The following is a 14,263-nucleotide window of genomic DNA, read 5'->3' as shown; positions in this document are numbered from 1 at the left end:
ACAAACCCATTGTCCCGTAGGGACAAAATATCGGTAGAAAAAGCCCGAAAGATAGAATCCCATTGTCCCGTAGGGACAACATATCGGTAGAATGCATTGGCTCCATCAACCTATCCCGTAGGGACAACATATGGGTAGAAAAAGAGCTGTCAAATAAACCTCATTGTCCCGTAGGGACAAAATATCGGTAGAAAAAACGTCTAACCAAGCTCAGCATCCCCAAATCATCGACCCCATCCACCTGTCCCGTAGGGACAACATATCGGTAGAAAAAACATCTAACCAAGCTCAGCATCCCCAAATCATCGACCCCATCCACCTGTCCCGTAGGGACAACATATCGGTAGAAAAGAAAACGGACAAACGAACCCATTGTCCCGTAGGGACAAAATATGGGTAGAATGCATTGGCTCCATCTATTTGTCCTGTAGGGACGAAATATGGGTAGAAAAAACGTCTAACCAAGCTCAGCATCCCCAAATCATCGACCCCATCCACCCGTCCCGTAGGGACAACATATGGGTAGAAAAGAAAACGGACAAACGAACCCATTGTCCCGTAGGGACAAAATATCGGTAGAAAAAGCCCGAAAGATAGAATCCCATTGTCCCGTAGGGACAACATATCGGTAGAATGCATTGGCTCCATCAACCTATCCCGTAGGGACAACATATGGGTAGAAAAAGAGCTGTCAAATAAACCTCATTGTCCCGTAGGGACAAAATATCGGTAGAAAAAAACATTACGCCGCCTCCCCCCAATTATCTTTAATTTAAAAGAAAGCTCACATTAACCCTGGTTTTAACCTCTATTACCCCAAGCGCAATGGTCGGATCACTACCTTCCGATGATGAATCCATCATCGCTGCTTTATACATTGGCCTTGGTCCGCTGGGGTTGCTGAGTTCGCTTATCGAAACTGCTTTCCCAACGGTTTGATTTAAAACAGACACATAATCTTTAGCCTTCATTTGTGCGTTTTCTATCGCTTTTTTTCGAGCTTCCACTTTTAGTGTTTCTTCGTTAGACGACGAAAAAGTTACGCCGTCTATTCTATTGATCCCGGTATCTATTAAACCTTTCATCACCGCCTCGTATTTATTTAAATCGCGCAGCTTTACCGAAAGCGATTGGTTGGCGGCAAATGTATAGGTCTTACTGTTGTAATCGTAATTCTTATTGAGGTTCATATATTCGGTACGCACATCTTTTTCGGCTATATCCATTTTCTTTAAAAACTTTAAAACTTCACTAATGGTAGCGTCGTTTTGTTGTTTTAGCAGCTTGGTATTTTCCCCGGTATTTTCAACGCGAATATTAATCGTTGCCTCATCCGGAACAACGCGAACAATCCCTTCGCCCGTAACATCAATAGTGGGTGGCGGTAAAGTGTTTTGTGCCATAAGAGTAGTAGTTGTAATTGCTAATATTAAAATCGTTTTTATCATTTTCATAATTATTTTTTTATTGTTTTTTATGCATTAAAGTCCCCCAACCAAGTCCCCCAGCCCCAAGTCCCCCAGCCCCAAAGGGGAGCAATAGTCCTTTGCAAGTCATTTCGTCCTTTCCGTCTTTTTCTCCTTTTGTCCTTTCGGTCCTTTGTAGCTAAACATCCACAATCAACCAAGTCCCACAACCCCAAGTCCCCCAGCCCCAAAGGGGAGCAATAGTTCTTTACAAGTCATTTTATCCTTTAAGTCCTTTAAGTCCCAATTACACAATTAAACAATCCCCACAACAGACAACCCACAACCCACAACAGACAACCGACAACAGACAACAGACAACAGACAACCGACAACCGACACCCGACAACCGACAACAGACAACCGTCAACAGACAACAGACAACAGACAACAGACAACAGACAACAGACAACAGACACCCGTCTCAAAAGTCCCCCAACCCCAAAGGGGAGCAATAGTCCTTTGTAAGTCGTTTTGTCCTTTAAGTCCTTTTGTCATTTTGTCCTTTGCGTCCTTTTGTCTTTTCCGTCCCCCAGAAAAACATCCCCCCAACCCCCCTTCTAAGGGGGGAATAATCCACCTAGGCTTTAACTTTGCTTATTTAACCGATTAACCGATTACACAATTCCAACAACTGTCAACAGACAACCCATAACCGACAACCGTCAACAGACAACAGACAACAGACAACAGACAACAGACAACAGACAACAGACAACCGACACCCGTCTCAAAAAGTCCCCCAACCCCAAAGGGGAGCAATAGTCCTTTTCAATTCATTTTGTCCTTTCGTCTTTTTGTCCTTTAAGTCCTTTAAGTCCCAATTACACAATTAAACAATCCCCACAACAGACAACCCACAACAGACAACCGACAACCAACAACCGCCAACCGCCAACCGCCAACCGCCAACCGTCAACAGACAACAGACAACAGACAACCGACAACCGACCCCCGCCAACCGCCAACCGACAACAGACAACAGACAACCGACACCCGACAACAGACACCAGACAACCCACAACAGACAACCCACAACAGACAACCGTCAACAGACAACCGCCAACCGACAACAGACAACCGCCAACCGCCAACCGTCAACAGACAACAGACAACAGACAACCGACAACCGCCAACCGCCAACCGCCAACCGTCAACAGACAACAGACAACAGACAACCGACACCCGTCTCAAAAGTCCCCCAACCCCAAAGGGGAGCCATAGTCCTTTTCAATTCATTTTGTCCTTTCGTCTTTTTGTCCTTTAAGTCCCAATTACACAATTAAACAATCCCCACAAGAGACAACCGCCAACAGACAACAGACAACCCACACCAGACAACCGTCAACAGACAACCGCCAACCGACAACCGCCAACCGCCAACCGCCAACAGTCAACTACATTTCAACATAAAAGAAAGCCGCAAAGGCAAGAAGCGAAATAATGGTGCCCGCAACAAAAATGGTATAGGTTAATCGTAAAATCCGGTATTTTCTATCCAATACCTTTCCAAGGAAATATAAATCTTTGGTAAGCGATTTATACACGTAATTTCTATCTTTTAAAAGTTCCTCTATCGCCCACTCGTATTGCTCGAGCTCCATTTTGTGGAAATTTCCAAAGAAAGTAAGATTAACCGATTTATTAGCGACGTCTTCCTTGGTAAATTCCCCTCGGGTTACGTTGGGCCGCGTGGCTATTACCGCCAATATCATCGTAATGGCACTAAAGAGAATAAATATGGCCGTCGGAATTATTAGGTAGTTGTTATTGTCTAACTTCGAGATAAGGTTAGAAAGCACCAACGAAATAATAATTGCATTTACAGACAACATTATGTTTGCCTTTGTATCGGCAATATCACTGAGTTTCATATGATTCCGCAGGGCAGTGCGGTAAAAGGTTTGTATGCCGCGCTCCGGACTGTCGTTTTTGTACTCCGCCTTCAGCTTCGCCTTTACGCGTTCCTTGTGCATTTTGGCTTTCCGCTTTTTGCGGTCCTCCAATAAATCCGATAAATTCTTTTCCTTGGTGGGCTGCCAATTTTTTAGGGCATAATCGGTATAAAACTGATGATCTTCAACCAACACCTTTATATTTTCGTCCTGCCATTCCTTCGAGGTGTACTCGTGAATATTCTGAAACAGATATTCCTGCCGCAAAAACTCACTGGCCTCTTCAAAATAGTCCTTCCCAAAATGCGAGCTATCGGCATCGCGAATCGCTTTTTCAAGTTGTGTCTTGGGTACTGTATTTTTAAATTTGGTAGCGCGAATACACCCGACCACTCCTTCAATTATATCGTCCTCAACCTGCTGTTCCCTTAAAAATTTTTCAGCAATCTTTGCGCTTTCCTCTTCGTGGCCTTCGCGCTTTACCGTGTAACCAGTATCGTGCAGCAAAGCCGCCAATCGCAGTATGGTAGCATCTTTAACATCAAATTGGGAGTTTTCAATAATTTCGTTTATACTTTTATAAACGCGTTTTGAATGGGTGTAGTTGTGATATACAAAAGTGCTCGGAAGCTCGTCTTTAAACAATTGAAATATAAAATTGTCGGCCGCTTCAACTATATTGCTCATAAAAATTATTTAGGTACCCAAAGTAATAAAAATTCAATCTACAAGAATATATATGAATAAAATTAACATCATTATAACTTTTCTCGCCACAGTATTTTTTTCGGCCTGTGCCACTTATCAACCGCTTTATAAAAACGAAGAAAATACCTCCCCCAAAACGCTTTCAGAAGACGAAATAAACAAAACGTTTTTTCTTATAGGCAATACCGGTCAGGAAGGTGATGAGGTTTCAAATTCGGTTAAATCCCTTCAAAATTATATTTCAGAAAACAATTCAAAAGACAGCTATATTATCTTTTTGGGAAATAGCTTCTACCCCGCGGGCATGCCCCCCAAAGATGAAGCCGCCAAACAACAGGCCAAAAAATCTATGCAGCTGCAAATAGACGCTCTAAAAGATTTTAAGGGCAAAGTGGTTGTTCTCCCTGGCAACCGCGATTGGAAGGGCGGAGTAGATGGCCTGGAATTGGAAGAAGATTTTCTAAAATCGCAGTTTAACGATGCCGATGTGTTGCAACCCAACAACGGCTGCCCCATCGAAAGTATTGATATTAACGACGATGTACACCTAATTGCGTTAGACACGCAATGGTTTTTGGAAGACTGGGATACCAATTCCAAGATGAACGACAAATGCCAGATTAAAACCCGCGAACGCCTTTTTATTGAAATAGAAGGCGAATTAAAAAAGAACGCCACCAAAACCATCGTTTTTGCTATGTATCACCCCCTGATAACCTATGGCGAACACGGCGGCAAATACCCATTAATCCACAAAGATTTCTTTAGCACTTTTATTAAACCGGTTAAAAGTTTGGGGGCTATTTCTAAACAAGACCGCTATAACGAACGTTATAATAATTTGATGCAACGCCTTCAAGTACTTACCAAAGATATAAAGAGATTGGTTTTTGTTTCGGGCCACGATAAATCGCTACAGTATAATGAAGAAGGCTCTGTAAAGCAAATTGTTGCTGGCTCGGGATCTGGCGCTACGGCTGCTGCCTTGGGGCAATTCAGTAAGTTTAGCTATGGCCACCAAGGCTTTGCTCGATTGGATGTTTCTAAAAAGGGAGCTACCCAAGTTACCTTTTATAAGGCCGGACCCGATGGCGGCTATAGTTCGGTGTATTACAACGAAATTCACCCCCCAGTTCAGGATTACGACCTCTCTATCCTACATCAAAACTTTCCGCAGACCACCAAGGCACAAGTGTATAAGGACGAATTAATCAACAAGTCCGGTTTTTACAAATCCCTTTGGGGTGAGCATTACAGAGAGGTGTACGGCATTCCCGTAACCGCTCCAACAGTGCTGTTGGATACGCTTTACGGCGGCCTCAAAGTAATGCGTGCTGGGGGAGGGCACCAAACCCGTTCCTTGCGCTTGGAAGATAAGGATGGTAGGACCTATAATATGCGCGCCCTAAAAAAGAGCGCCGTACAGTTTTTACAAACGGTAATTATAAAGGATAAGCAGATAGAAAACGATTTTGTAAACACCATTCCCGAGGAGTTAATTCTCGATTTTTATACGGCCGCCCATCCCTATGGCGCCTTTACGATTCCAAAATTGGCAGAAGCAGCCAATATCTTGCACACCAAACCCAAACTGTATTATGTGCCAAAACAATTCGCCTTGGGAAATTTTAATGAAAACTACGGCGACGAATTGTATATGATCGTAGAGCGACCCGACGAAACCTTTACCGGCCCTATTTTTAACTATCCGGACGATATGGAAAGTACAGACGATCTTTTTGAAAAGCTTCGCGAAGATGAAAAATATACCCTCGATGAAAAATCCTTCGTACGCGCACGGGTGTTTGATATGCTGGTAGGCGATTGGGACCGCCATGCAGATCAATGGCGCTTTACCGAACATAAAAATGACGATGGCAGCAGAGTATATGAGCCCATCCCCAGAGACCGCGACCAAGTGTATTCCAATTTCGATGGCGCCCTACTCGATATTGCCCGTACTTTGTTTAGCACCGCGCGACAGTTTCAGGTGTATAGCGAAGAAGTAAAACACACCGGCGGACTTAACTTAGCGGGTATTAAATTGGATCGCGCCCTGGTACAACGCTCCGATGAAGATACGTGGCTTGCCGAAGCCCAATATATAAAGAACAATGTTACAGACGCGGTAATAGATAGTGCCTTTAAAGACCTCCCGGTGGAAGTGCAAGGTGAAGTGGCCGAAGAAATAAAGCAAAAGCTAAAAGCCCGACGCGATAATATTGTACAAATCGCCGAAGAGTATTACGAGCATTTCGCCAAATTGCAGACCGTTACGGGAACCGATAAAGACGACTATTTCGAAATTACCCGCCTACCCGAAGGCAAGACCAATATTAAAACCTACCGTATAAAAGACGGCGAAAAGGGCCATTTAATGTTAGACCGCACCTTTCACGCTAACCAAACCAAACAAATCTGGGTGTATGGCTTAGACGATGACGATGTGTTTGAAATTCGGGGAAAAGGCGACAACCCAATTTTTATTCGCATTATTGGCGGACAAAACAACGATACCTATAAAATTGCCAATGGTCGCAATATAAAGGTGTACGACCAAAAGAGCAAAAAGAACATCATAGAGCAAAAAGGGGGCGCCAGCATAAAGCTAACCGACAATTACGATTATAACACTTACGACTTTAAAAAGGAAATAAAAACCGTAAACCTATTTCTTCCTACAGTAGGGTATAATCCAGACGACGGATTTAAAATTGGCCCTTCCTACGTACTTACCCAATACGGTTTTAAAAGAAATCCGTTTTCGCAGCAGCACAGTCTGGGAGTAGGGTATTATTCGGCTACCAGTAGTTTTGAAATCAACTATCAAGGTGAATTTGCAAATATCTTCGGCAGTTGGAACTTCTTGGTAAACGGGCATTTTAAAAACCCCAACTTTTCCGAAAACTATTTCGGTTTTGGGAATGAAACCATTAATCCCGACTATGAATTTGAAGTGGGCAAGGACTATAACCGCGTGCGTATTGGTGGCTATGGCGGTTCGTTGGGAATAAAGAAAGATTCCCCTTATGGCAGCGTATTTCAGTTTAAAGCTAAGCTCGAAGGCGTAAAGGTAGAAGCTACCGCCGATAGATACATCACCCAAGTAACCCCAAGCCCTACCGATTTGGAACAAACCAAATACTTCGCTACTGCCGAAGGGAGTTATCAATACCAAAGTTTTGACAATAAGGTAAACCCAAGCCGTGGAATGGATTTCAGCCTAGTGGCAGGGGGTACCCAAAATATCAAGGAAAGCGACAATATCTATGGCTACGTTCATCCGCGTCTCGTATTTTATAGCGCCTTAAGCCACAATCGCAAACTGGTTTTAAAAACCGATTTCCGGGGGCAATTCAATATTGGTAACAACTTCGAGTTTTACCAAGGTGCCCAATTGGGCAGCGATACCGGCCTTCGCGCTTATAGAGATGAACGCTTTACGGGCAGAACGGCCGCCGTGGGTGCTGCCGACCTTAGATATAGTTTCAATAAATTTAAAACAGCCCTACTGCCAGTACAGATTGGTATCTTTGGAGGCTATGACGTAGGGCGCGTTTGGGTTCCCAACGATACTTCAGATGTATGGCACAGTTCGTACGGCGGCGGCTTTTGGATAAACTCTGCCGATCTTGTAAGTGGAACCTTTAACCTATTTACGGGCGATGAAGGAATGCGTTTTACCTTTGGTCTGGCGCTTTCAATGTAGTTATTTATGATTTTTAAAAAGTGCTTTTTTCTATTTTCAACGGTTTTCCTCATTTCTTCCTGTGCTACCTATGCCCCGCAGTATAAGGATAAAGAGGCAAAAGCGGTATTTCCTTCACATAAAAAAATAGAGAAATCCTTTTACCTCGTGGGCGATGCCGGTCTTTCCCCTATGGGAGGCATGAGCGATGCCCTTAAAACCTTTAACCAATATCTAAAAACCGAAAAAACCCCCGGCAACTACACGCTCTATCTAGGCGATAATATATACCCTTCCGGGATGGATCCCGAAGGGCACCCCCGCCGTAAGGAATCTGAAAATATGATAGACGCCCAATATAAAGCGGTAAAGGACTATCAAGGGCCAACCATTTTTTTACCCGGAAATCACGAGTGGTATAACAATGGGGTAGTAGGGGTAGCGCGCGAAGAAAATTATGTGGAGTCGCTTTTTCCCGACCAAGATGCCTTTAGGCCCAGCAATGGCTGTCCGCTGGAAAGCATCGCCGTTTCCGAAACCATTCAATTAATTGTAATAGACACCCAATGGTATCTGGAAGACTGGAACAAAAATCCGAGCATCAATAAAAACTGCGACATAAAAACTCGCGAAAAGTTCTTTTTGGAACTGCAACTGGCGCTGGAGAAAAGTCAAAATAAAACGGTGGTCTTCGCCATGCACCACCCCATGTTTACCAACGGGAACCACGGCGGCTATTTCGCTCTGGAAAAGCATCTTTACCCCCTGCAAAAAAAAATCCCAATGCCAGTATTGGCATCTTTGGTAGTACAAGTGCGCTCCCAAGGTGGAGTCTCGGTACAGGATAAGTATAACGAGCTGTACAACAACTTGATGAACCGCTTACAGGAATTGGTTAAAAACAACACCCGCTTGGTATTTGTTTCCGGCCACGACCACAATATGCAGTATATTGAAAAAGATGGCCTACGGCAGATTGTTTCAGGTGCAGGGGCGAAGGAATCCTATGCCGCCATCGGGAAAGATGGTCTCTTTAGCACCGGCGCCCAAGGCTTTGCCCTTTTGGATGTTTTTGACGATGGCTCTTCTTGGGTGCGCTATTTCGTAAAAGGTGAAAACTATACCCCAAAATTGCTGTTTCAAAAGGAAATAATTCCGGCGCCCGTTGAACCCGACCTCTCCCAATACCGCGAAGTATTTCCGCAGGAATATACCGTCCCCATTTTTAAACAGGACAGTATAAACGAAGCCCTGTTCTTTAAAACCGTTTGGGGCGCAAAATACGAAAATGCCTACTCCCAGCCAGTAACCGCAAAAGTGGCATCCTTAGACACCCTCTATGGCGGACTGCACGTAATTCAGGAGAGCAAGGGTGCCGATTACAATTCCCTTCTTTTGGCCGACAAAAAGGGCAACAGATATCGCCTTCGTGCCATGGGTAAAAACGCTTTGGAGGTATCGCGAAAAATAGTGTTTAACGACAATAAAGCCGAATTTTCAGAAGAAGAAAAAATTGACATCCCGTCAATTAAAGGGCAGAGCGTCAACTTTTACACCGCCTCCCCTCCCTATGCTATTATGGCAATTCCCGATATGGCCCGCGCCATAGGGGTTTTTTATACTACCCCCCAATTGTTCTATGTACCCAAACAAAAAAGATTGGGCCGCTACAACGAAAATTTTGGCGACGACCTGTATTTAATATCTATTGAACCTTCAGAAAAAAGTGAAGGGGAGGGCCTGTTTAAATACCCCGACGATGTTGAAACTACAGACGATATTTTAATCAAACTCCGCCAAACAGGCGATGTGGCGGTAGATGAAGACAACTATATTAAATCCCGACTTTTTGATATGCTTATAGGCGATTGGGATCGCGAACCGGGGCATTGGCGCTGGGCAGAATACTACAACCGCTATCAAAAAAACGTATATGTCCCCATCCCCAATAATCGCGACAATGCCTTCTCAAGCTTTGAGGGCAACGTTTTCGATATTACCCGTTCCCTCTTTAACGGTAGCCTCGAAAAACACGTCTATAGCGAAAATTTAACCGACCTGGAATGGTTTAATAAGGAAGGGGTAATATTAGATAGGGCTATACTAAAAAATTCAGGCCGCGGCCAATGGAAGTATTTGGCAAAAGCCATACAAGATAGCCTTACCGATGCTGTTATTGAAAAAGCCTTTAACCAAGTGCCCCCGGAAGTACAGGACGAAGCCTTACAGGATATTAAAGAGAAACTAAAACTGCGAAAGGCCAAGCTCGTAGAAATTGCCGATGCCTACTACAGCTATTTCTCCACCCTACAAACCATTGTAGGCACAGATTACGATGAGTTATTCCAAATTACCCGCCTTCCCGATGGTAAAACTCAGGTGCAAAGCTTTACCGTCATCAACGGCAAAAAGTCCGATACCCTAATAAATCGAACCTATTCCCATAAGGACACGCGGGAGTTATGGATTTATGGCCTGGGGGGCAACGATACTTTTGAAGTAAATAACGAAGCCAATAACCTAATCTTTGTCCGTCTTATAGGAGGCCATGGCGAGGATGTTTATACCCTAAACGCGGGTAGGAGGGTAAAGGTGTACGATTATCAGGACGCCCCCACTGAGATTACCCAAAAAAATGGGGGTAGCCTGCGGTTTACAAATGTGTACAACCTAAACACTTACGATTATAGAAAACAAATAGAGCGCTCCCAAGGGCTCCTCTCCGCAATCGGCTTTAATCCGGACGATGGCTTTCGGGCGGCAATGCAATACGCCTATCGAGTAGATAGCTATACCCGCAACCCCTTTTCACAAAAGCACCAAATTAACGCGGCCTATTTTACCGATATAAACAGTTTTGAAATCTCCTATTCAGGCGAATTCGCCAATATAAAAGACGACTTAAACCTAAGCTTCGGCGCTCGGTTTACCAGTCCTAATTTTACAAGGAACTTCTTTGGCTTCGGCAACGAAACCACCAACCCCCAAAAAACAAAAGGATATGAATACAATAGGATAGAAGTACAACATATCTCCGGAAATATTGGCCTGCTTCGCAATAGTAACTTCGGTAGTTTTTTCAAACTGCAAACTACCTTCGATGCGTATCAGGTAAACAATTCCCCCTCAAATTTTATCGCTACCGTAAACCTTCAAAACAAAGGTAAAACCAGTTATTACGGCACCTTGGAAGGAATTTACAACTACCGCAGTTTCGACGATCCCCTCAACCCCACCGTAGGCCTAATGTTCGATCTTAATTTGGGTTTAACAGACAATTTGGAAGCTATGGATAACCTATTCGGCTATCTAAAAACGCGCCTCGGATTTTACAATAGTTTAATACGAAATAGAACCTTGGTTTTAAAAACCAACCTCAAATACGAATATAATATAGGCGAAAAATACCAGTTTTATCAAGCCGCTAACCTAGGGGGTAATAACGGCTTACGCGGCTATCGCGAACAGCGGTTTACGGGCAAGTCGTTCCTGGTAGGAAGCGCCGATCTGCGGTATAGCCTCCCCCAATTTAAAATCGGCCTTATCCCTTTCCAAGTCGGAATTTATGGAGGCGCCGATTTAGGCAGGGTGTGGCTGGCAGACGACCGTTCCGAAAAGTGGCACAACTCCCGCGGCGGCGGCCTATGGATCAACGGCTCCGGCGGCCTAAACGCCAACCTAAGCCTCTTCAACTCCACCGAGGGCAGTAGATTAACCTTCGGCCTAGGCTTCGATTTCTAAAAACAACCACCAACCGCCAACCGACAACCGACAACAGACAACCGACAACCGACAACCGACAACCGCCAACCGACAACCGCCAACCGACAACCGCCAACCGACAACCGCCACCCGACAACCGACAACCGACAACAGACAACCGACAACAGACAACCGCCACCCGCCACCCGACAACAGACAACCGCCCCAAAAAGTCCCCCAGCCCCAAAGGGGAGCCATAATCCTTTACAAGTCATTTCGTCCTTTGTATCCTTTTGTCTTTTTGTCCTTTAAGTCCCAATTACACAATTAAACAATCCCCACAACAGACAACCCACAACAGACAACAGTCAACCGCCAACCGCCAACCGACAACCGACAACCGACAACTGACAACCGACAACCGCCAACCGACAACCGACAACAGACAACCGACAACAGACAACCGACACCCGACACCCGACACCCGCCAACCGACAACAGACAACAGACAACAGACAACCGCCAACCGACAACAGACAACCGACAACAGACAACCGACAACAGACAACCGCCAACCGCCACCCCCCAACCGATAAAAAAAAACCAAGCAATCAGAATTTCACTTCCAATCACTCAGTTTTTATATTTTCTAATATCCTACATCTAATGTCTCAAATCTCAAATCTCAAGTCTCACATCTCACATCTCACATCTCAATTCTCCCTATGCCTCCGGATGGTTATCTCCACTCTTCATACTCCAGGCATCCAGCATCCAACTTACTTTTTCAATATGGCCTATATAGCCGCCCATCATATCGATAGTACCTTCATCTCCGGCCTTATCTGCGGTTTCAACTACTATGCGCATTTGTTTTAGCAGCTTTCCGTGATCGTCTAGCAATATTTTAACCATTTCCAAATCCTTGGTATCTTCTGAAGATTCCTTGATATTGCTCATTTTTAAGTAATCTGTAAAATTACTGGTGGGTTGAAAGCGCAGGGTAAGAATTCGCTCTGCAATTTCATCAATTGTTATTTTCGCATCGTCATACAATTCCTCGAACTTAACATGCAGGTCGAAAAAATTTTTCCCCACTACATTCCAGTGGAAATTCCGAAGTTTTTGATAGTATAAATGATAATCTGCAAGAAGTACATTAAGCTCTTTTGCAGTGGCTGTTGTTTTCTTTTTATCAAGATTTAAATATCCCATTTTATTTATGTTTTAAGGTTATCCCCAAAGATAAACAACCCTGCAGTGGTAATCAATTTTTTAAGACGTTTTAGCCTTTTTTTAACCTTCCTTCCAAACTGCCAGTCACCTTATACAAATAAGGCCAAATCCCAAATCCCAAATTAACGAATTAACAAATCACAAATCCCAAAGTGAGCTGATTCGATTTCAATTTCGATTTCGATTTCGATTTCGATTTCGATTTCAATTTCCTACGTCCCCCAGCCCCAAAGGGGAGCCATAGTCCTTTACAATTCATTTCGTCCTTTGTGTCCTTTTGTTCCTTTTATCCCTTAAGTCCTTTGCGTCCTTTGTGAATACTTTGTGCACTTTGTGGTTAATCATCAACGAGCCTTCAATTACACAGTTTAACAATTAAACAATTAAACAATCCCCCCAAAACATCCCCCCAACCCCCCTTCAAAGTGGGGAATAACCCACCTCGGCTTTAATCTTTACGAATCTGAACAATTAACCAGTTAACGGAAGGGGTTAGGTCGTTTTTCGATTTCAATTTCGATTTCGATTTCAATTTCAATTTCCCACAACCCCCAACCCCCCCGCGGTCAACCTTTCGCTCCAATTTAAAGCTTAATCGCAAATTCGTGATAATTCCTTCCAAGCGCCAGCGCAGGAAAACAATTCGTGCGTCTTCCACACCACTACGATTAATCTTTCACTCCAACCAAAAATCATTCGTGAATTCGTGGCAACCCTCTCCAAGTAAAGCGCAGGAACATAATTCGTGAATTCGTGGCCAAACCCTCCAAACCCCCACCCAAAACAAATCCCAAATCCCAAATCCCAAAGTGAGCTGATTCGATTTCAATTTCGATTTCGATTTCGATTTCAATTTCCTACGTCCCCCAGCCCCAAAGGGGAGCAATAGTCCTTTACAGGTCGTTTTGTCCTTTGCGTCTTTTTGTTTCTATTATCCCTTAATTCCATTTGTCCCTTTCGTCTTTTACTCTTTTTGTCCTTTAAGTCCTTTAATCCCAATTAACCAATTAACCAATTAACCAATTAAACAATCCCCACAACCGACAACCGACCCCCGCCAACCGACAACCGACAACAGACAACAGTCAACCGCCACCCGACAACAGACAACCCACGACCGACAACCGACAACCCACAACCGACAACCGACAACAGACAACAGACAACCCACAACCCACAACCCACAACCGACAACAGACAACAGACAACCCACAACCCACAACCGCCCCCCGACAACAGACAACCGACAACAGACAACCGCCAACCGACAACCGACCCCCGACAACAGACAACAGACAACCGACAACCCACAACAGACAACAGACAACAGACAACAGACAACAGACAACCCACAACCGACAACCGACAACAGACAACAGACAACAGACAACAGACAACCGCCAACCGCCAACCGACAACCGACAACCGCCCCAAAAAGTCCCCCAGCCCCAAAGGGGAGCCATAGTCCTTTACAAGTCATTTCGTCCTTTGTATCCTTTTGTCTTTTTGTCCTTTAAGTCCCAATTACACAATTAAACAATCCCCACAACAGACAACCCACAACAGAC

At 44.3% G+C, this 14,263-nt stretch carries 6 protein-coding genes; 3 read left to right on the top strand and 3 right to left on the bottom strand.

All coding sequences use genetic code 11. The annotated features are described in order from the left end of the window. Positions 1–767 precede the first annotated feature (767 nt). The gene (locus tag VZD24_RS14965; protein ID WP_279448194.1) at positions 768–1,454 is read right to left on the bottom strand and encodes an SIMPL domain-containing protein; all 687 of its coding nucleotides are present in this window, start codon (positions 1,452–1,454) and stop codon (positions 768–770) included. Positions 1,455–2,863: 1,409 nt separating this feature from the next. After that, positions 2,864–4,048, bottom strand: a complete 1,185-nt coding sequence (locus VZD24_RS14960) for a Pycsar system effector family protein (RefSeq protein WP_279448193.1) — start codon at positions 4,046–4,048, stop codon at positions 2,864–2,866. A gap of 52 nt (positions 4,049–4,100) precedes the next feature. Here VZD24_RS14960 and VZD24_RS14955 point away from each other — a divergent pair, with 52 nt between their 5' ends. From VZD24_RS14955 to VZD24_RS14945, 3 genes are all read left to right on the top strand, one after another. Then, a complete protein-coding gene (locus VZD24_RS14955; protein ID WP_342687519.1) occupies positions 4,101–7,778 on the top strand; it encodes a bifunctional metallophosphoesterase/BamA family protein in 3,678 nt (1,225 codons plus the stop codon). A 6-nt stretch (positions 7,779–7,784) separates the two neighbouring features. Then, on the top strand, positions 7,785–11,498 hold the full coding sequence (locus VZD24_RS14950; RefSeq protein WP_342687520.1) for a metallophosphoesterase: 3,714 nt from the start codon (positions 7,785–7,787) through the stop codon (positions 11,496–11,498). A 254-nt stretch (positions 11,499–11,752) separates the two neighbouring features. Then, complete coding sequence (locus VZD24_RS14945) at positions 11,753–12,055, top strand: hypothetical protein (RefSeq protein WP_342687521.1); 303 nt, start codon at positions 11,753–11,755, stop codon at positions 12,053–12,055. A gap of 127 nt (positions 12,056–12,182) precedes the next feature. Here the strand turns inward: VZD24_RS14945 and VZD24_RS14940 are convergent, their stop codons facing one another. Continuing rightward, a complete protein-coding gene (locus tag VZD24_RS14940; RefSeq protein WP_279448190.1) occupies positions 12,183–12,674 on the bottom strand; it encodes a Dps family protein in 492 nt (163 codons plus the stop codon). Positions 12,675–14,263: the final 1,589 nt, after the last annotated feature.

Source organism: Aequorivita flava (assembly GCF_038742595.1).
In the GTDB taxonomy this organism is placed as follows: Bacteria; Bacteroidota; Bacteroidia; order Flavobacteriales; family Flavobacteriaceae; genus Aequorivita; species Aequorivita marisscotiae.
Note: the sequence above shows the minus strand (reverse complement) of the source record. Positions and strands in the feature narration are given on the sequence as shown.

Coding starts and splice junctions, on each gene's coding strand:
- VZD24_RS14950 (WP_342687520.1), top strand. CDS start 7,785: ATGATTTTTAAAAAGTGCTTTTTTCTATTTTCAACGGTTTTCCTCATT.
- VZD24_RS14955 (WP_342687519.1), top strand. CDS start 4,101: ATGAATAAAATTAACATCATTATAACTTTTCTCGCCACAGTATTTTTT.
- VZD24_RS14960 (WP_279448193.1), bottom strand. CDS start 4,048: ATGAGCAATATAGTTGAAGCGGCCGACAATTTTATATTTCAATTGTTT.
- VZD24_RS14940 (WP_279448190.1), bottom strand. CDS start 12,674: ATGGGATATTTAAATCTTGATAAAAAGAAAACAACAGCCACTGCAAAA.
- VZD24_RS14965 (WP_279448194.1), bottom strand. CDS start 1,454: ATGAAAATGATAAAAACGATTTTAATATTAGCAATTACAACTACTACT.